We start from the raw sequence: 19,598 nt of genomic DNA on the forward strand, positions 1-19,598 counted from the left end.
GCTTTTTAGAATTTAAGATTCAAACCAAATGTGTAGTTCGTTAATACCGGATAGAAACGGTCGTCGGCATTGATTTCCGGGTCCCAGCCTTCCGGATAACTGTGGAATGTGAACGGGTTTTCCGTTGCTGCATAGAAGCGGACATTCTGGATAAAGGTATTCTTTAGAATAGACTTTGGTAAAGTATATCCTAACTGAATATTTTTTACACGCAGGTAAGAGGCGTTACGTATCCAAAAATCAGACTGTTGCGTATTAACTCCGGTAGCATTTCCCAGATTTGCTATACGTGGATATTTCGGATAACGCGTCGGGTTTTCCGGATCGAATGCTTCTTTCATTTGCCACTTTTGGATATTCCCTTCGCTCCATAAAGCCCAGCCTGAAAAACCGTTTAGCAGTCCGTTGACACCTGCTACTCCCTGTAGGAAAATATTCAGGTCGAAACCTTTGTAGGCTGCGTTCAGAGAAAGGCCGAATGTGTATTTCGGAATTTTTGATCCCAGGTAAACACGGTCGTAAGTGGCGTCTACTTTTCCGTCGGGTACGCCATCCGGTCCTGAAATATCTTGGTATCTGATATCTCCCGGTTTGGTGTTGGCTTTATTGGCTCCCATTGCTGACTGGTCAGTATGGGCAAAGTAGTCATCGATATCCTGTTGATTCAAAAATACACCGTCTGTTTTATATCCGTAGTACATATCGATCGGGTAACCGATGAAAAGATTAGAACCGTTACCTACCATTCCGTTTGCTTGTTCCACATTCCCCAATCCGAGTGTTTCTACTTTATTTTTGATGATGGAAAAGTTTCCGTTGATGCTGTAACTGAATTCACCGATGGTATTTCTGTGCCCAACTTCAAATTCCCAGCCGCGGTTAGACGCTTCTCCGGTATTTACTTCGCTCATTTGTAATCCAAAAGCGGAAGAGGCACTGGCGTTGGGTTTAAACAGGATGTCATACGTATATCTATAGAAGTAAGAGATATTGGCTGTCAGTAAACCGTTCCAAAGTACGGACTCGAAGCCTCCGTCTATAGTACGGGTTGTTTCCCATTTCAGTCGCGGATCTGTATACGTTTTCAGGGCTGCTCCCTGTTGAATGGTTCCTCCTAACGGGTAGTTAAAATCGTTACCTAATTCATAGACTGACTGGTAAGCATAATTACCGATGTTATTATTACCTAAGATACCGGCAGATGCTTTCAGTTTCAAATTGTTGATAAAGCTTAATTTGTCGTTCTCTTTAAAGAAGCTCTCTTCAGAAATTCTCCAACCGATAGCGGCGGAGGGGAAAAAAGCATAACGTGAACTGGATGGGAAACGTGATGAACCGTCGTAACGCATGGTTACTTCACCCAGATAGCGTTCTGCATAATTGTACTGTGCACGTCCGAAGAATGATTGGATGACCCAGTCGTAACCTCCGCCTGCATTTGTCTGGTTATCGGGTGAACCGACTGTCAGATAGGGATATTCATTACTTGGGAGATTGTCTCGACGGCCTTCCAGGTCGCGTGCAGATTCTTCTTCCCATGAATAACCGGCCAAAATACCTATATTATGTACATTGTTAAATGTCTTTGAGTAATCGACTGTTGCCTGGAATGATTTATAATTTGTATTGGTATTCTTTTCTTTTAAGTAAGAAGGACCTAATACTTTTGTAGCGCCGTTAATGGTAACCGGCAGGGAGGCACGGAATTTTTTATCTTGTGCATTTGTGAAATTATAGGCACCGATAGCAGAGAGGGTAAGTCCTTCGATCGGTTTGTAATCGAGACGCACATTTGAATTGATACGTAAAGTCGGTTTTTCCTGGAACGATTCGGATGCTAACCAGGCTTTGGGGGTTCCGAAATTTTTTACGCCCGGTCCCCATGTACCGTCACTTAATACTGAAGGACGGAATCCGGGGAAGCGTAGCCCCTGGCTGATCAGTGACATCATTCCATAATCGCCGTCAATAGCACCGGCGGTTCCCGGTTCTTTCGTTTTAGCATTGTCACCTCTCAAACGGATTGTCAGTTTCAATTTATCTGATAAATTGGAAGTCAGGTTGACACGTGCCGTATAGCGTGAGTAATTGTTACCCGGCACAATTCCGTTCTGATTAAGATAACCGAAAGAGGCAAAATATTGACTCCGGTCGTTACCACCGTTTAAAGACAAATCGTGTCCGGTCTGTAGTCCGTTACCTGAAAAAATATCATCGACGAACTTCTCGTTGGCCCATACATCCGGCTGACTGCCTGTGCGCATCGCCTGAATTTCTTCATCCGTGAAACGTGTAATACCATCTGCCTGATTCAATAGACGTGCATAATCCCAACTGTCTACATATTTAGGCAATGCTGTAGCCCGGTTGAATCCTACATAACCGTTGTAGGACACGGATACTTTGGACTCTTTACCCATTTTGGTTGTAACCAAAACAACCCCATTGGCAGCACGGGACCCATAGATGGCAGCAGTGGATGCATCTTTTAATATGGAGATGCTCTCGATATCATTAGGATTGATATCTGTCATATTGCCTGGTATCCCGTCGATCAATATCAGTGCATTTGCTTTGTCTGCGTTATTATCACTACTGAATGAACCTACACCGCGTACACGAATTGTTCCTGTATTTTCTCCTGGGCGTCCTCCTGGTTGCGTGATCGTAACTCCCGGCATCTGACCGGTCAGGGCTGATACTACTGATGAAGTCGCTCTGTTTTCCAATTGTTTGGAATCGACTGAGGCAATAGAACCGATAACATTTACTTTTTTTGCTGTACCATATCCTACGACAACGACTTCGTCAAGAGCTTGTGAGTCTTCGATTAATTGTATGGCATAGTTTGTTTTTTCATCTACGGGAATATCCTTGGACAAGTATCCGATATAAGAAATCTGCAAAGTACTGCCTTTAGGAACCTCCAGAGAAAATTTACCGTCCAGGTCTGTGATTGTACCATTTGTTGTTCCTTGTTCAACAACATTCGCCCCGATAACGGGTTGTCCGGTAGCATCTGTTATGATACCATTGACTTTTTTGTTTTCTTGTTGTTTTTGTTGTTGTTTCTTTTCCGGAACAATTATGATATGTTTTCCTTCAAGACGATAGGAGAATCCGCTGTCTTTGAGCAACTCTGTTATAACAGAGGACAGGATTTTATCATTAAAATCCTGATTGATAACTTTATTGATATTTAATTTCGTCTGATTATAAGCGATACTGAGGCCCGTTTGTTTTTCAATTTCTTCGAATACGCTTAACAATGTTTTATTTTTGGCTGCTATTGATATTCGCTGGCTTTGTCCCCAGGCTATGTTTATCGTGAATAAACTTAATAATGTAAATATTAATAATTTACGTAATTTTAAGAGCGAGTGTGTGCTCTTATGGTAGTTTAATTTCATACTTTTGTACATTAAATCAATGATTACTAAATTTAAGATCTCTATGTTTTTTAATGGATTATTGATTTCGGGGGTCCGGAAAAGGTGTCGCAATTTTCTCCGGTCCCTTTTTTCTTTTTATTTTACTCCTTTCTTATTAAGTGAATAAATGGTGATTGTGTTGCCGTCTATCTCATAAGCCAATCCGCTGACAGTCATTGTAAGAACTTTCATGATCGTGTTTATGTCGGCATGTTGCCGGAATTTTATAGTGTATAAATCCGAAGTAAACAGACGCGGATTTATAACAAAGTCAACAACATATTTTCGTTGAATTGTAGCCAGTATCTCTTTGAGCGGTTGGTTGATAAAGTTGAGTTCTCCCTTCGTCCAGCCAGAGTAGTTTGCTGCATTGATTTTCCGCTTTTCGAATACCCCTGTTTTATGATTGTATTCCAGTTGTTCGTTTGGGGATAGAATGAAAGAGTCTTCACCTCCTGCTATTTTATCCACTTTGACAGCCCCGTTTTCCAGTGTTGTCGTAATTTTATCACTTTCGGAATAGGCTTGCACGTTGAATTTTGTGCCCAGAGCCTGGACTTTCAGATAACTTGTGCTGACGATAAAAGGATGTTCCTTATCTTTTTTTACGGTGAAGTTGGCCTCTCCCGTCAGATAGAGTGTGCGGGTATCTCCTTTGAATTTTTTAGGATAGATCAGAATACTTCCGGAGTTGATGTTTACTGTGGAACCGTCGGGCAGGATTACTTCCTGATTTTCTCCTTCCGGAACGAAACATTGTATCAATTCGGGATTATATGTGTTCTGTTTGATATACAGATAGGAACCGGCTATTGATAGCAAAGGAATGATCAATATCGCAGCGATTCGCAATAATTTATGAACAAGGTTATATTGCTTGGACGGAGATTGATTTTCTCTGATCTTTCTCTGTGTTGTTTTCAGTGAATGATAAGTCTCTGCATTTGCTCCTGTCGGATATTCGTTCCATATGGAAAGAAGAGCCTCTTCTTTTTCTTTCTGATTGGAAGGGTGAACCAGCCATTGCCATACTTTGGTCCGGAGTGCCGGATCAAATGTATGGTTGACCAGATTATATAGTATTTTAGATGCTTTTGACATGCGTATATATTTCCTGTTTTGTATATATGATACGTGAGTCAGGAAGTACACACAGTCAAAAATGAACTTTTTTTAAAAAAATGCAAGAATAAAGAATCCGATTATTTTTCGGATGTCTGCCAGTGCCAGCGTCAGGTGATTTTCGACAGTCCGTTTACTGATAGACATGCGTGCAGCAATCTCATCATTGGATAATCCGTCCACACGGCTCATCCGGTAGATTTGTTTTCGTTGGGGCGGCATCTTTTCAACGGCGACAGAAATAAGAAATTCCAGTTCTTTGGCATATAACTCTTCTTCTATGCTGTCGTTGTCTGTGGAGCTAAATGAAGCATTGTTGGTTTGTTGTTCCTGGTAGTCACTGAATAACAGGGAACGCTCGATATGCCGGAATACCGTATTTTTGGCAATACGATACAGGTAGGCGTTCAGATTCTCGATTTCTTTCAATCTATCCCTGTTCTGCCACATGGATACGAATATATCCTGGGAAATATCTTCCGCTTCTTCCTCGTTTTGCAGGATACCGCTTATGAATCCTTTAATACGTGGAAAATAATGCAGGAACAATGACTCGAATGCCTGTTCATCGCCCCTGCTGACTGCCTCTATGTATCCCTTTTCGGTGGCGAAATCCATTAATAGGTAGATTTATTGTCTCTTTATGTGGATACAAAGATAAAGATCGTTTGCCATTAAAAAGAAAAAAAAGTATAAAACTACTATCTTTTGAGTTTAGAAAGCAAACTTCGGGTTTTCCGGTGGTGTACTGGATTCCGACATCAATTGATTAAATTTCTCAACAATATCCGGGTGTTTGTCTGCTACATCGTGTAATTCCTGAATGTCGTTTTCCAGGTCATACAGCTCCATTCTCGTATTTCCTTTGCGGATATCTGTAATGATCCCTTTCCAGTTCCCCATGCGGATCGCTTTATTCCCTATTTGTGGGTCAGGATATTCCCAGTAAAGATATGCATGCTGTTTCTGTTTGTCTTTTTCTCCGAGTAGTGCCGGCAGGAAACTGATTCCGTCGGTTGGAGGACATTCGATGGAAACGATATCTGCCAGTGTCGGCATTACATCCTGAAATGCACAGATATGGTCGGATTCTGTTCCGGCTTTGATCTTTCCAGGCCAGGAGACGATAGCCGGTACGCGTATTCCTCCTTCGTGGACGAAACATTTCCCCCATCCGTATTCCGATTTGAATAATCCGCCGCTGTTGAACCAGGGGGAGTCGCTGCCGCCGTTGAACGTCGGTCCGTTGTCGGAAGTGAAAATGATCAGGGTATTTTCATACAATCCTTCCTGTTTCAATTTGTCGACCAGTTTTCCGACCTGTTCGTCAAAATAACTGATCATTGCTGCATAGGTAGCGTGCGGATAACGGCATGGCATATACCCTTTGTTGCCGGTATAGGGCTCTTCATCTCCGAATTTATCGACATAATAGTTGACCCAGCGTTCCGGAGCCTGTAAGGATACATGCGGAAGAGGCGTTGTCCAAAGCAGGAAGAACGGTTGTTCCTTATTCTGGTCGACAAAATGAATCATTTCGTCGAAGATGAGGTCGTTGGCATATTCATTCTGGGTAAATTTCCGGTAACTGGCTTCATCGTACGGATCCGCTCCTTCATCCAGTTTGGTCAGATGGGGGTCCCGTATTTTGTTATCGAGATATACGCGTTGATCGTTTTTCCATAAGAACGGAGGGTAATAGTTATGTGCCTGCCTCTGGCAGTTATATCCGTAAAACTGGTCGAAACCCTGTTTGCCGGGGACACCTTCCGAACCGGGATAACCTAATCCCCATTTTCCGAAACAACCGGTCGTATATCCGGCATTCTGCATCATCCGGCCGATTGTCATGGTACCGGATTTTAACGGATATTGCCCTTCCAATTCCGGATGGACGTACATCGAGTCGTGGCTGTTGATCGCTCCCCGTGAGGCTATTTCATCATTCGCCCTGATCTGCGTGTGTCCGGAATGTAATCCGGTCAACAGTACACAGCGGGCCGGAGCGGAAACGGGCGATCCGGTATAATGTTGGGTCAGTTTGATTCCGTTGTTTCTCAGGCGATCGATATTCGGGGTTTCTATTTTTTGCTGGCCGTAACATTGCAGGTCGCCATAGCCCATATCGTCCATCAGTATATATATAATGTTAGGTTTGCTCTTTTCTTTCTGGCAGGAAGACAGACCTGCAATACAGAAAAGCCCTACTAACAAATTCGTTTTTTTCATCTTTTTGTACTTTAATTAGTCCCAACTGAAATCGTCGGTTACTTCGCTTTTTAATCCTGGTCCGAACATATATCCTTGTTTTTCAAACCATTCTTTTTTGTCTTTTACCTTTTGGTAAAACAGTTCGAAACTCTCCGGTTCGCTCCGGCTCCACATTTGTTCGGCGATAGCCAGAATGCGGGGAAACAGCCTCCGGTCGATCATATTTTCTGTTACCCTGTAATCGGTCCAGAGGGCACAACTCATTCCTAACAAGAGAGGCGAATCTTCTTTTCTATAAGACGGGTTGTCGGTATATACATCTTTGATATCGAATGTACGCGCCGCCTCATATCCTTTCCAGGGAGTGACAGGGAAATTCAGGTAGGTATAATAATTGGTTCCGCAGATAACGGGAAGATTTCTTTTGAGTGCTTCTTTGAATGCGGTGTCTTTATGTCCCCGCCAGTTCCACCAGTGGATCACTACGTTATCAGGTAACGCATAACCATCCTGATAAACGACATCTCCCCAAAAGATTGCTTTTCTTCCTTTATTTTTCAGATAGTTGGCCATCTGTGCTGAGAACCAGAGCTGAAGATCGTGGCTGTCTTTCAAACCGTGTTCTTTGATACATTGCCCGCAATCGGGGCATGTATCCCAGTTCCCTTTGGGGGCTTCATCTCCTCCCAGATGAATATATTCGGAGGGGAACAGTTCGCAGACTTCATCGAGTACATTCTTCAGAAAATCCAGTGTATGTGTTTTGCCGGCACAGAAGATATTTTGTGTAAAGCCGTTTTCGGGAACCTGTATGGTGTCGCCGAAACAACCTAGTTCCGGGTAAGCGACCAGAGCGGCTTCCGCATGTCCCGGCATATCGATTTCCGGGATAACCGTGATACAACGTTCGGCGGCATATCTGACAATCTCTTTGATCTCTTCCTGTGAATAGAAACCCTGTTGTTCCGGGCCTTTGCCGACAAAAGCGCCCACTTCGGTAAGGCGCGGATATTGTTTGATTTCAATGCGCCATCCGAGGCCCTCCGTCAGATGCCAGTGGAAATAGTTCATTTTTAGCAGGGCTGCCATGTCGATATATTTCTTTATGGTCGAAACTTTCTGATATTGGCGGCCGGAGTCGAGCAGGAAACTTCTGAAACCGACACGAGGCCTGTCTTCTATTTTCAGGCAGGGGATGATCCATGTCCCGTTCTGATCGGAGGTCAATTGCTTTAATGTCTGCCGGGCATAAAAGAAACCCGCATCGCCGGATGCTTCTATTTCGATACCGTTTTCTGTTACCTGTAGCCGGTATGCTTCAGAAGGTAATGCCGTATTCGTAGTCTGGCGGATATCGGCTTGTAGGTTTTTTGTGCGAAATTCTCCGTTACCTTGCACGACTGTTTCCGGTGCAGGGATTACTGTTTGTGCTGTCAGGAAAAAAGAAGAAAGCAAGAGAATAATAATACTTACATATTTCATGATATATACGAGCTAAAATAAAGAAGATGCATCAAAAGTTCGTTTTGTCATGGAGGACAAGTCTCGATTCTTGATACATCCTCTTTGTTTGTGATTAATTAAACTATTCCCAACCCGGATTCTGTTTGATATTCGGATTTAATACCATCTGATTCAATGGTATCGGGTAAAGATAATAATAATCCGGCCATAATTTATTCGGATCCGGATGGAATTCCAGATAACCTTCATCCGCACCTCCGTCGATGGTCACAGCCGTACCTGCCGGGAAGTCTGATTTTCGGACATATTGCCCGAGTTTTTTCTTCATGGCATAATGGCACTTCTTCCATCTTCTGAGATCGTCGAAACGGAAATTCTCTGAAAACAGTTCGATACGTCTTTCCCTGCGTACTTCCCATAAGAGAGGAGATACGGCATAATCGCCTGCATATCTCGAATCACCCAAATCCCGCTTCGGATCAAAACTTTCATTGATCTGCGATACAATCATCGAAGGAACATTTGCCCGTGAACGTATTTTGTTGATGGTCATGTCAGCAACGGACTGGCTGAATTCTCCCAGTTCAACCATTGCTTCGGCATAATTCAGCATCACTTCTTCTACCCTGAATATCGGCATGTCGGTCTCTTCATTCCGTTGAGAACCCATGCTCAGATAAGTATTGAAATATTTCCAGTTATTATATCCGAATGCCGATTTGTACCAGGGTTGCCCGTTCAGGAAGAAATCGTAGTGGGGATTTTCTCCTAAGATACCGCCATCGTATCCTTGTCTGAACGGCAGTGTTTTCTGACGTTCGGCCGGAACGATCAGATTGATACTGTCAATAAAACTACGGTCTTTCGGATTGTCCGTAAACTTCCATTTGTTATCCCAGGCCGTTGTCGATTCCGAACGGTCGACTACATAAGGCGGAGTAACGTGCAGCCATAAACGGTGGTCCCTGTTGCTGAATTCGTCGTACATGTCCTTGTCGCCCAGGAATATCTGACTTGTCCAGCGCGGTTTGCCGTCCGAACATAAATAGCTATCCACCATGTCGCGGGTTACATTATAGAATGACTGAGCCGTGGTTCCACCGATGCTGGTAGCATGTACAACATTGGCATCATTGGCATACGCTTTGTAAAGGATGATTCCGGTCATACCATTTAACGACAATGAATTGAACAGGTCGTCGTAGTTGCTGTGAACGTTCGGATATACCTTTAATACTTCTTCGGAAGCCCGCTTACATTCCCGCAGGAACTTTTCAGCATCCTGTAGTCCGTGATATTTTCTCCAGGTTCCTTCAAACAGACAGAAACGGGAGAGTAATGTCTGTACCACCACGCGGTTGATTGTGTTGGCTCCATCGCCATCCTGATTGATGTTCTGTTCTGCATACTGAAGGTCTTCCAGGATATGATTGGCAATGACATCTCTGGAGTCTCTTTCCCCATAAATGATATCCGTTTCATCGTCTGCCAGTACATGGTCGATCCAGGGAACACCGCCGTAAGCGGAAAGTAAGGTCAGATATCGGTAGGAACGGAAGAAGTAACCGACACTGCGCCAGTGGTTTCTTTCCGTTTCAGTCATATCCGACGTCTCGATATGGTCGAGCATGAGGTTTGTCCGGCGGATGAATGAATATTGTGCCCATGGTGTATTGTCTGTTTTTGACGGGGGAACGACAATTCCCCTGATCCAATCGGTTTCGCCTGACCCCCGCGTGGAGTTATAGGAGATATTGTCTGTGTTGGTTTCTCCGTAACCGAGTGCCGGGAATGTTTCATACAAACCCCATGCATATGTTTTAAAATTGTCGTATGATTTGAATACGGTTTCAGCAGTGGGACTGCCCAGCGGGTATCTTTCCAGGAAATCGTTATTCATGCAGCCGGAAAATCCGAAAATGACGAGTAGTCCGAATAATATTTTGAATGTCTTCATGATCGTATGTTTTAATTTAGAAAGTAACATTTATACCCAGTGAATATTTTTTCATGAAAGGATATTCCCAGGCTCCTTTTGAAAGCATATCCGATTCCATTCCTTCTGGCAGATGGTCCCAGGTATGCAGATTTTCACCACTGACAAATACCCGGATATTATCCATATAGATCTTTTGACAGATATTCTTGGGTAATGAATAAGACAGAGTAATGTTCTGTATTTTCAGGTAAGCGGCATTTGCCAGATATTTGGTTTGCACTTTCTGGTTGAATTTCGTATTCGTTTCATTCTGCGGATACACTCTCGGATAGAAGGCATCCGGATTATCTGGAGTCCAGAAGTCGAGTGTTTCCTTGAATAAACTACCCCAGCTTCCGTTCGGCCATGCCATCTGGTCGGTGCGCCAGTAGTCGCGTTTTCCTATCCCGCGTAAAAAGATAGACAGGTCGAAACCTTTGTAACTGACTCCGGCTGTGATACCGTATTGGTAACGGGGAGTATTGTTGCCTATGATGCGCTGGTCGCCCGGATTGTGAATGGTGTTGTCGCCTTCGAAAATAAATTCGGTGTCATCGTCGAAGTTCTTGTAAAGAATATCACCCGGATATACGGTTCCTGCTCCCTTGAACATCGGGATACCCGGTTTCAGGGTTCCGTCTGCATTGAAATCGTCCGTCGTATAGAAACGGTCGGTTACGTATCCCCATATTTCACCCAGCTTCATGCCTTTCCGGTAAAGGTCTTTTCCGAACAGGCCGGCTTCATTGTCGTATTTGGTGATTTCAGATTGCGAGTCATACAGGTTGAAACCTACCCGGTAGCCTACATCTCCTATCCGGTCATGCCAGTTGATCTTCAGTTCCCAGCCGTATGTTTTCAGGTCTGCGGCATTTTGTTTTGCAGCACTGGCACCGACTACTCCCGGCAATTCCATTCCCGGAGCCAGCATACCTTTGGTATCACGGCGGTACCAGTCGAATGTGGTATTCAGCTTGTTGTTGAACAGATCCAGGTCGAAACCGAAGTCTAGTGTATAGACTTTTTCCCATCCAAAGCTGCTGCTGACCATGGCCGGAGCTCCCAGTGTCGTAACCTTTTGCCCGTCCACCAACCAATTGGAGAGGTAAACGTTCATATCCGGGATATAAGGATAGTTATCGGGGGTATTGTCGGATTTCAATATGACCTGGTTCCCGATGGAACCCCAGGATGCCCTGAGCTTCAGGTTGGAGAGCCATTCGTTTGTCGCTTTCATGAAATTTTCTTCCGAAATACGCCAGCCGGCGGAGAAAGAGGGGAAGAAACCGAACCGGCTGTTTTTGGGGAAACGGGAAGTGCCGTCGTAACGTCCGTTGGCTTCCAGCAGGTATTTGCCGGCATAGCTGTAATTCACACGATAGAATAATCCGCGGATGGCAAATTCCTCGAACGCGTCATTCGTAATCGGAGTACCTGTCGATAAGGATAACGAAGGCAGTGAACTGACCACTACATCTGTACGATAAGAATATTGGGATTCGGTATGGCTCGACTCCTGGTTGTATCCTCCCATCACCGAAATATCATGTTTACCGAACGTTATATCGTAATTGGCGAATAAGTTGACGGCGTTATAATCCGTATATTTGGAAGTGACCGCATAGCTGGAGTTCTCCGTGCTGTTCAGTACCCCGGTAAAGTTCATTCCTATATACTGATATTTGTTCTTATAAAATTTATTTTGTTCGGTTGTCCGGTTGTAAGTGTATTCTCCGGTTATCTTAAGACCTTTCAGCGGGCTCAGGATGATTCGTCCCAATGCTCTTAGGTCATTTCTTTTGATTCTCCGGGGATCGCCGTAACGGATATAAGTGGCGGGAGACTCAGCCGGATAGACTGTCCCGTTTTCCTCATAATCTTCATTATTCTGATAAGATGGCAAATTCATGGCGGCTACCCATACAGTATTACGTCCTCCTGCCTCTACTTTTTTCTGTTTGGAATTACCATATTTCAAGTCGAGTTGGGTTGTCAGCCAGGAATTGACATCTACTCCCATAAATGTAGAGAGGTTGAGTCGGTCATAGCTGTCTTTATCCGTAATCAGGATACCGTCTTCTCCGGTATAACCGACGCCGATGCGATAGACTGTCTTCTCACTACCGCCGGAAACCGACATGCTGTGGTTCTGCATGAATCCGAAATTATCTGTCATATCGTCGAACATATTCCGTTCTTTCATCAGAAATAGATTGCCGTTTTCGTCAAAGATATATCCGTTCGGATATTTTCCCGGGTTGCTCTGGTAATCACGGATATATCCTTCCCACTGGGTGATATTTGTGCCATCTACATAGGTGTTGTTAGGCCACCCCATTTCTTTGTAGGCCAGGATTGATTCCAGCGGATTGGCTTTCTGAGGTAACTCCAGCGGCTTGGAGAACGATATATTATTGTTGTAATTGAATTTCGGAGCGGAATCTTTCTTTCCCTGCTTCGTGGTGATCAGGATAACACCGAAGGCGGCTCTTGCCCCGTAGATGGCTGCCGAAGCGGCATCTTTTAATATGGAGACCGATTCGATTTCCTGTGGATCGATCATATTGATATCCATCGGAACGTTGTTCACCAGTACGAGAGGCGTACCTCCATTGATAGATGTCGTACCACGGATATTATAACTCATTGCGTCACCTGGCGTACCGGTTTCCGATCCGATCTGTAATCCGGGTGTCGTCCCTTGCAAAGCCTGTGCTATGTTAGGGACCGGACGGTCTCCCAATGTTTCCGATAAATTGACGGAAGCAACGGCTCCGGTCAGGTTGACTTTCTTCTGGGTTCCGAAACCGACCACTACGACTTCGTCCAATAACTGAGTGTCTTCTTTTAAAGTGACGGTAATGTCTTTTTGTCCCTTCAGATGAATGTCTTGCGAAATGTATCCGATGAAAGATACTGTCAGGGTAGCATCCTGGGTAGCGTCCAGGATAAATTGTCCGTTCAGGTCTGTGATCGTTCCGTTGTTCGTTTTCTTGTCGATCACGTTAGCTCCGATGACAGGCATTCCTGTTTCGTCGATCACTTTACCGGTGATTTTTCCTTCCTGCGGCATTTTATCGGCCAGCAGGACGATCTTATAATTCTCTATCCGGTAACTGCCAGGCGCAAGCAACTGATTTAACACCTCTTTGATGCTGGCCTCTTTGAGATTCAGACTGACCTGTCTGTTCATGTCGATCTCTGAGTTGTTGAGGAAAAAGACAAAAGGAGTTTTCTCTTCGATCACTTTGATTGCTTCACTCAGTTTCACATGGGTTAATTCCAAGCTTATTTTCGTATTTTGTGCATAACCGTTTATTGCGTAAAGCTGAAAAAAGCAAAAGCCTATAAATAATAGTATTAGCTTCATTTTTCTGAATGAATTAATGTTAAGAAAGGAAATAGCATTCCTTTCCGTGGAAATTTTTTTCATACATTTGTACTGTTTTAAATTTAACTTATTGTTCTCATCTTCTAGCTTTTTGAGAACAGTTTGTTTCGCATTACCGGGCAAATGTTACCAGCATTTGCCTGGATTGTTTTTAGACTCTCCGGTTTCTTATCTCATAGGCATTCTGTTTTTTATGGTTCGTATTATTTAGGTTTCACATAGATTACATCATCTTTGATCGAATAACGAATAGGTGCGATCATTTCCAGCAACTTGAATATTTCGTCGGGCGATTCTTTCCGGATCGTCAGCGACAGGCGCTGGTCGACAGGAGTTCCCGGTTGGCAGACGAGTTCCATGCCGTACCATAGTTTAATCTTGTGTAAGATGACGGACAGTTTTTCGTTGTTGCATACCAGTTTTTCGTTGATCCATAATATATATTCGGAGGCATCGACCTGCCTTATTTCATGAACGCCGGTCTCTTTATCCAGGATGATTCGTTGGTTGGGTTTCAAGAGGATGCTGTTCGGATTATTCGGTAGTTGTATTTCAACCTTTCCGGTGAGCAGGGTGGTTTCGCTGTTCATTTTATCCGAGTAATCCTTTACGTCGAAGCTTGTGCCCAGTACATTGACTGTCATTTGATTAGTCTCGACGAAAAACGGTGCCTGTTCGTTCTTCCTTACTTCGAAATAACCTTCTCCTTCCAGTTTGACTTTTCTGTATTTGTCGGAAAATTTTTCCGGATAAGTCAGCTTACTGTTCGTATTCAGCCAAGCGACGCTTCCGTCGGGCAGTGTAACGTAACCTTTGCTTCCCTTGCCCATGATGGCCTGGTTCATAATGACAGCTTCTTTCTCTATGTAAACGATATCTGGAGTGTTTCTACCTATATAATATCCTCCGATCGAACAAATCAGGAGAATGGCAATGGAGGCGGCAATACGTAAAAACGGGCGTATAGAACGTTTAGACGAACGGCTGTTTTGTTCGTTACGGCGGACGCTCTCTTCAAATATCCGGAAAGCTTTTTCTGTGTAACCCGGCGCATGCACCGGAGTCTTTCCGGATGCCAGCCAGATATCCCGTAAGTCGATGAATGTCTTTTTATTCGCATCGCTTTCCCGTAACCAGGCTAGAAGACGTTCTTTTTCCTCCTTGCCGGCTGTTCTTTGTAAATATTTTAATATGATGTCGTTCATCCTTATTTTGTATCCCTTTCGGTAATTATTCGGTTACTCTTCTATACTTATCACAAAACAAAACCGTTTAACCCTACCTCAATGAGAAAAAAAAGATTATTTTTACGCAAATATTTTGTGAACCGGAGATACAGTAATGATAACCATCAGTGATAATAAGTTTAACGAAAGGGGTAGTAGATTGGGTGAATTTGTTTTATTTCAGAAGCTTTTTGAGGATTATTTTCGCTCTTTGGTCACGTACTCGTACCAGTATGTGAACGACTGGTCGGTGGGTGAAGATATTGTACAGGATGTGTTTATGGCTCTTTGGATCAACCGGGATAAAATTGATTTTGAGGAACCGATAAAACCCTACTTGTATCGGGCTACCTATAACAGATCGATAAACTACCTTAATTCCGTGTCGGTTCAGCGACGTGTAGATCATGCCGATATGCTGGATGAACTGATCGACCGGGAGATACTGTCGTATAACCAGCATGACAATCTGTTACTGAAAGAGATAGAAGAGGAGATCACCTCTTTTGTCGGTACGCTTCCCGAACAGCGTAAAAGAGTTTTTCTGTTGAGCCGTGAAGAAAATCTAAAGAACAAAGAAATCGCGCTTCGTCTGAATATCAGTGAGAAGGCGGTAGAAAAGCATATAACCAAAGCCTTATCCGATATCCGTACCCACCTGACAGAAACCGGCCTGATGTCCGGCCTGATTTGTTTCTTGCTGAACCAACACTGATTGTATCCCACCGTAGGGAAGCTTTATTATTCAGGTTAAATGCCACATTTGTGATGCAATTGTCTTGTATTTAAATAATAAAGCGTATTTTTGTTAAAACGATATATATTATGAATAAAGACTTTGATTACAATTTACTGCCGTATAAATTTGCTCATTGTATGAACGGACAATGCAAACAAGCTGATAAGTGCCTTCGTAGCAGGGCGGCTCAGCATATACCGATCGAACGTAAGACCGTTACCTTTGTTAATCCTGCGCATACAAATCCTGCCAATGAAGATTGTCCCTACTTTAAGGCTGACCAGTTGCAGCAATTTGCCTTGGGAATGACGCATTTACTGGCGTATATTCCACATAATGATGCAATTGCTATCAAACGACAGATGTTGACCTATTTCGGACGAACGCATTTTTATCGGCTTTGGCGTAAGGAGCGTCTTTTTAGTCCCGAGCAACAGGAGTATGTCCGGCAATTGTTCCTTGAAAGAGGTCTTCAGGAAGCTCCCGTATTCGATGAATATGTAGAGCAATATGAATGGTAAAAGGATATAAGCCGTATTTTGTTTCTCCCTAATGAAACAGTTGTTTCTATGTAATGGAACAAGTGTTTCATTAGGGAGAAACACTTGTTTATCAGTATGTACCGGTTACCGGAAAAGTGACACATCTCTTGCGGATATGGAACTTTATTGATATATTGTACCCGAAACTTTGAAAGTTATACTATCGTTTCTAATATTGTCTCTATATTTTGTTTCACTTAAAATCTCAATGAATATGAAAAGAATAGGCAGTCTTTTAGTAGTTCTCTTCTTGTTAATGACAGGATGTGGAGACAGTAAGCAATCGGCAGAAGATCTTATCACCGTGGATGTAACAGCTAGTTATCCCAAAAAAGAACTGATCCTTCAGGATTTTATGGATGTGGAATACATTGCATTGGAAACGAATGATGAGTTTGTTAATCAGGGATTTGTTCAGGCTATAGGTAAGAAATACATATTAGTAAAGAATCGAAGCGCTGACGGGAATATTTTTGTTTACGACAGGAGCGGGAAGGCTTTACGAAAGATAAATCATAAAGGGCAAGGTGGTGAAGAATATTCATATATCTTAGGCATTGCCTTGGATGAGGACAAAAATGAAATGTATGTCCACGACCATTATATAAGGAAAATTCAGGTGTACGATTTAGACGGGAGTTTTAAAAGAAGCCTGAATTACAGAGAACAAACTAAGGATGGATTTTATACGAATATAATCAATTATGACAAAGATCATCTGATTTGTTATGATGAATATAATAAGGAGAAAGCTTTTGTTCTGATATCCAAACAGGATGGGAGTATTGTCCGGAAAATAACAATGCCGTTTAAAGAGGCTAAGTTATTAATGCAAAAGAAACAAGATGGGGAAATGACTTATTCTGTCACTCCCGGTCCTTATTCCAATATAATTCCTCACGAAGGCAACTTTGTTCTTTTAGAACTTTCTACCGATACGGTATATTCTCTTTCGCCGGATTACAACCTGCATCCGCTTCTCGTAAGAAATCCGCCTATTCGATCTATGAATCCTGAGGTCTTTTTGATTTTAAGAATGCTTTCCGATCGTTATTATTTCATGGAAACAGTGAAGAATGTGTGGGACTTTGGTAACGATAGTGGATTCCCTCGAACGTTTTTTATGTATGACAGGCAGGATAAGAGTTTTTATGAGTATACTGTTTATAATGGTGACTATTCAACTTCCAAGGAGTTTTATATGAATGATTTAAGGCATGTAAATCAGGAAATCGAATCATGGCGTAGAATAGAAGCCTACCAGCTTGTAGAAGCTAATGAGAAAGGAGAACTGAAAGGACAGTTGAAAGAAATTGCAGCAACATTGGATGAAGAGGCTAATCCTGTGATTATGTTGATAAAACATAAGAAACAATAGAGTCTTTATAACTGTTTGGTTTGTCTTTTTTTACGGATAAGTTTGCTTGTCGATAATTATGGACGAGCAAACTCATCGGGTATAATGATGTTTACACAATAAAAGGTCTTAGATTGTATTAAGGTTATACCGAAATTCTATTTTTATATTATGTGGAAAATATATGTGATATTTTTTATTCTTTGTATTTCCTGTAATTATGAAGGTAGGAGAGATATGTCTAATTTGCCCGTTGAAGAATGTGATACAATCCAAATTAGCAATTTACACTTGTTATGTAAGGTATGGGGATTTATGAAATATTATCACCCAGATATAGCCAATGGAATGTATGATTGGGATAATGAATTATTTGAAATAATGCCTCGTGTTGTAAATATTAAGAGTAAAAAAGAAAGAAATCGAGTATTGAGTAAATGGATTAATAAATATGATATCCCTACTTCATGTAATAAATCATTATCAGATACTCAGATGCCGAATGTTAAAACTTACCCGGATATATCATGGATAGAAAATAAAGAAGAATTAGGCGAAGTATCTGATTTGTTGTTGAATATGAAATACTTAGAAAGGAATTGTGTCGGATTAAGTGTTGGAGGAGATTTGTATAAAGATTATTGTTATTTGGAGTTTTCAGAAGATGAAAAAAAAGTATTTTTTAAAAATGAGAATGATTACAAGGAATTGAAAGAAATTAAAAATAAATATTCATTGTTGGCATTATTTCGGATTTGGAATGTTATTCAGTACTATTATCCATATAAATATTTGATTGATAAAAAATGGGATGATGTACTTTTTGAGTATATACATAAGTTTGCTTCCGTAAAAAGTCTATTGGAGTATAAACTTCTGATATTAATGGTTTTGACAGAAGTTGAAGATACACATATGAATTTATGGGATGAAGATATACAGAATTGGATTGGAAATAGAAAAGCTTTAGTTAATGTTGAATTTGTTGAAAATAGCTTTGTTGTAACTGGAGTATATGATAAATATTACAAAAAAGTACCTCTTGAAATAGGAGACGTTATATTGAAAATTGATGGGAGATGTGTGCAGAATATAATAGAGGAAAAAAAGATGTATATATCCGCTTCAAATAACGCTGTTTTGATGAGGGGAATTTCTCTTCAATTGTTATTTACTGATAAAGAAAAATTGCATATAGAGTATTTAAGAAATAATCAACTGTTATCTGATAGTGTTGAAACGTACTATTATAAGTCTATAAAAAATAATGGCAATAGGAGACGTTATAAACCTTTGTTTGAATATATAGATGAGGATGTTGCTTATGTCTACCCGGGAAGTTTGTTCAGTGGTAAGATTCCGGATCAAATTAATACTAAAGGCTTGATTATTGATCTTCGTGACTATCCGAATCAAAAGAATATCAAGGAATATTTGGAGTTTTATCATTTATATAATGAATCAAAAGAGAGTGTTTTATTTACATATGGAAGTTCTACTTGGCCTGGATTGTTTACGTATTCTTATACAACCGTGGTCGGGAAGAAGAATGAGAATAGTTATAAAGGACTTGTAATCATATTGGTAGATGAAGGGACACAAAGTCATGGTGAATATATGGCAATGCGATACAGATGTGCCCCAAACTCTATCATATTAGGTAGTACAACAGCAGGAGCTGATGGAGGAGTTGTTAGGTTGGCCTTGCCTGGTGGAATTTATGTTCCGGTAGGGATTCAAGGTGTATACTATCCTGACGGAAGAGAAACTCAACGTATAGGAATAGTCCCTGATATTTGGATGGAGCCAACAATAAAAGGGATTCGGGAAGGTAGAGATGAGGTGTTAGAAAAGGCAATAGAGTTAATAAATGAAATTGAATGAAGAAATCATCCCCAACTTAACAGTAATTGATCTGGAAAATTGATCACAAAGGTGACTTTATTCCTTTGTGGGAGTTTATAAAGGTGTGATTGAGTTAATTTGTTATGAATGTGATGTTTGAGATAGTGTTGCTGTTTTTGTGCGTGTTGTGGAAGTAAAATATTATAATTTCTTGGACGCTATTTCTTGTTAAGATAAAATTAATCAGTAAATTGTACCCGAAACTTTGAAACAACACGTTTCTGTCGCTTAA

At 41.8% G+C, this 19,598-nt stretch carries 12 protein-coding genes; 4 read left to right on the forward strand and 8 right to left on the reverse strand.

What is annotated here, in order from left to right:
• Positions 1-5: 5 nt before the first annotated feature.
• From HMPREF1535_RS11830 to HMPREF1535_RS11865, 8 genes are all read right to left on the reverse strand, one after another.
• A complete protein-coding gene (locus tag HMPREF1535_RS11830) occupies positions 6-3,410 on the reverse strand; it encodes a TonB-dependent receptor (RefSeq protein WP_235438338.1) in 3,405 nt (1,134 codons plus the stop codon).
• Positions 3,411-3,527: 117 nt separating this feature from the next.
• The gene (locus HMPREF1535_RS11835; RefSeq protein ID WP_046146225.1) at positions 3,528-4,532 is read right to left on the reverse strand and encodes a FecR family protein; all 1,005 of its coding nucleotides are present in this window, start codon (positions 4,530-4,532) and stop codon (positions 3,528-3,530) included.
• Between the two features lie 72 nt (positions 4,533-4,604).
• Positions 4,605-5,171: an RNA polymerase sigma-70 factor gene (locus HMPREF1535_RS11840; RefSeq protein ID WP_046146226.1), complete on the reverse strand. Its 567-nt coding sequence runs from the start codon at positions 5,169-5,171 to the stop codon at positions 4,605-4,607.
• A 96-nt stretch (positions 5,172-5,267) separates the two neighbouring features.
• A complete protein-coding gene (locus HMPREF1535_RS11845; RefSeq protein WP_046146227.1) occupies positions 5,268-6,782 on the reverse strand; it encodes an arylsulfatase in 1,515 nt (504 codons plus the stop codon).
• 15 nt (positions 6,783-6,797) lie between these two features.
• A complete protein-coding gene (locus HMPREF1535_RS11850; RefSeq protein WP_046146228.1) occupies positions 6,798-8,246 on the reverse strand; it encodes a beta-N-acetylhexosaminidase in 1,449 nt (482 codons plus the stop codon).
• A gap of 103 nt (positions 8,247-8,349) precedes the next feature.
• A complete protein-coding gene (locus HMPREF1535_RS11855; protein WP_046146532.1) occupies positions 8,350-10,185 on the reverse strand; it encodes a RagB/SusD family nutrient uptake outer membrane protein in 1,836 nt (611 codons plus the stop codon).
• Between the two features lie 16 nt (positions 10,186-10,201).
• Positions 10,202-13,639 (reverse strand): TonB-dependent receptor, encoded by a 3,438-nt coding sequence (locus HMPREF1535_RS11860; protein ID WP_046146533.1) that lies wholly within the window; start codon positions 13,637-13,639, stop codon positions 10,202-10,204.
• Between the two features lie 161 nt (positions 13,640-13,800).
• Entirely contained in the window at positions 13,801-14,802 is a 1,002-nt protein-coding gene (locus HMPREF1535_RS11865) for a FecR family protein (RefSeq protein WP_046146229.1), read from the reverse strand.
• A 136-nt stretch (positions 14,803-14,938) separates the two neighbouring features.
• Between HMPREF1535_RS11865 and HMPREF1535_RS11870 the strand changes: the two genes are divergently transcribed.
• The 4 genes from HMPREF1535_RS11870 (at position 14,939) to HMPREF1535_RS11885 (ending at position 19,345) form a co-directional block, all read left to right on the forward strand.
• The gene (locus tag HMPREF1535_RS11870) at positions 14,939-15,538 is read left to right on the forward strand and encodes an RNA polymerase sigma-70 factor (RefSeq protein WP_052716697.1); all 600 of its coding nucleotides are present in this window, start codon (positions 14,939-14,941) and stop codon (positions 15,536-15,538) included.
• A gap of 110 nt (positions 15,539-15,648) precedes the next feature.
• The gene (locus HMPREF1535_RS11875) at positions 15,649-16,083 is read left to right on the forward strand and encodes a DUF6078 family protein (RefSeq protein ID WP_009859770.1); all 435 of its coding nucleotides are present in this window, start codon (positions 15,649-15,651) and stop codon (positions 16,081-16,083) included.
• 235 nt (positions 16,084-16,318) lie between these two features.
• Positions 16,319-17,482: a 6-bladed beta-propeller gene (locus tag HMPREF1535_RS11880; RefSeq protein WP_046146535.1), complete on the forward strand. Its 1,164-nt coding sequence runs from the start codon at positions 16,319-16,321 to the stop codon at positions 17,480-17,482.
• A 294-nt stretch (positions 17,483-17,776) separates the two neighbouring features.
• The gene (locus HMPREF1535_RS11885; protein ID WP_208856839.1) at positions 17,777-19,345 is read left to right on the forward strand and encodes a S41 family peptidase; all 1,569 of its coding nucleotides are present in this window, start codon (positions 17,777-17,779) and stop codon (positions 19,343-19,345) included.
• The last annotated feature ends 253 nt before the right edge of the window (positions 19,346-19,598 follow it).

It is taken from the genome of Parabacteroides goldsteinii DSM 19448 = WAL 12034 (genome assembly GCF_000969835.1).
Lineage (GTDB): Bacteria > Bacteroidota > Bacteroidia > Bacteroidales > Tannerellaceae > Parabacteroides > Parabacteroides goldsteinii.

Bases quoted from the DNA above. Each gene is read 5' to 3' on its own strand.
- HMPREF1535_RS11830 (WP_235438338.1), bottom strand. From the start codon at position 3,410: ATGAAATTAAACTACCATAAGAGCACACACTCGCTCTTAAAATTACGT.
- HMPREF1535_RS11835 (WP_046146225.1), bottom strand. From the start codon at position 4,532: ATGTCAAAAGCATCTAAAATACTATATAATCTGGTCAACCATACATTT.
- HMPREF1535_RS11840 (WP_046146226.1), bottom strand. From the start codon at position 5,171: ATGGATTTCGCCACCGAAAAGGGATACATAGAGGCAGTCAGCAGGGGC.
- HMPREF1535_RS11845 (WP_046146227.1), bottom strand. From the start codon at position 6,782: ATGAAAAAAACGAATTTGTTAGTAGGGCTTTTCTGTATTGCAGGTCTG.
- HMPREF1535_RS11850 (WP_046146228.1), bottom strand. From the start codon at position 8,246: ATGAAATATGTAAGTATTATTATTCTCTTGCTTTCTTCTTTTTTCCTG.
- HMPREF1535_RS11855 (WP_046146532.1), bottom strand. From the start codon at position 10,185: ATGAAGACATTCAAAATATTATTCGGACTACTCGTCATTTTCGGATTT.
- HMPREF1535_RS11860 (WP_046146533.1), bottom strand. From the start codon at position 13,639: ATGAAAAAAATTTCCACGGAAAGGAATGCTATTTCCTTTCTTAACATT.
- HMPREF1535_RS11865 (WP_046146229.1), bottom strand. From the start codon at position 14,802: ATGAACGACATCATATTAAAATATTTACAAAGAACAGCCGGCAAGGAG.
- HMPREF1535_RS11870 (WP_052716697.1), top strand. From the start codon at position 14,939: ATGATAACCATCAGTGATAATAAGTTTAACGAAAGGGGTAGTAGATTG.
- HMPREF1535_RS11875 (WP_009859770.1), top strand. From the start codon at position 15,649: ATGAATAAAGACTTTGATTACAATTTACTGCCGTATAAATTTGCTCAT.
- HMPREF1535_RS11880 (WP_046146535.1), top strand. From the start codon at position 16,319: ATGAAAAGAATAGGCAGTCTTTTAGTAGTTCTCTTCTTGTTAATGACA.
- HMPREF1535_RS11885 (WP_208856839.1), top strand. From the start codon at position 17,777: ATGAAATATTATCACCCAGATATAGCCAATGGAATGTATGATTGGGAT.